This is a genomic window from Oleiphilus sp. HI0125 (assembly GCF_001635355.1).
Map to the genome: position 1 here is coordinate 1 of NZ_LWGF01001517.1, position 684 is coordinate 684.

The 684-nt window shown below is 46.1% G+C and carries 1 protein-coding gene; it reads right to left on the reverse strand.

What is annotated here, in order from left to right:
• Positions 1 to 610: hypothetical protein (locus tag A3762_RS25435; protein WP_156493758.1), on the reverse strand; the 610-nt coding region annotated here is incomplete at its 3' end.
• Between the last annotated feature and the right edge of the window lie 74 nt (positions 611 to 684).

Below are 684 nucleotides of genomic sequence, written 5' to 3' on the forward strand. Positions count from 1 at the left end.
CAGCATTGATCGGTATACGCACCCTTGCCTGACGCTTCTCATTCAAAAACCACTCGTGAAAAAGAGTTGTACCTTGAATGTTTAGCATTTCAGTATGAAGAACGACCTTAATCAGATTCTCACCATCCATACTCACTTCATAGCCAAGCAGATCAATAGGATGTCGATTCTCATCAACACCTCGCGCTAAACTCGCCGAAATGATCGCAGGATTTAATGTAGAGATTGCCGATACGGGCGCTTGCACCGCAGTTTGCGTTAATGAAGCTGCTCGCTGAGTTAATGCCACTGGCGTAGGGTCTACTTCAGCCTCAACATCGCTCTTTAATTCGAGCGCTGCCACAACCGCTTCTTCGCTTGGCGCTTGTGTGTTCTCCATAATAGTTGTCTCTTGTGCAGCCGCAATCTTGCGCTGCTCAATTACACTCACAACGGTGGGAGTATCATTCAGTGGCTCAAAGACAAGGTAAAGCGCCGAAAAAGCGACCGCAAACACGACGCCAAAGATCAAGCCAATTCGCCCCCAAAGGACCTGAGTCTCTTCGTATTCAGAGTAATCCTCTTTCTGAGAAGGCATTGGGCCAACAGAGATTTTTTGATGGCGTGACATAATGAAGAATCCGTTGTGAGTTGTACTTAAAATTATCTTGCGAAGTTTACTTAATGCACGTACTTGTCACAATC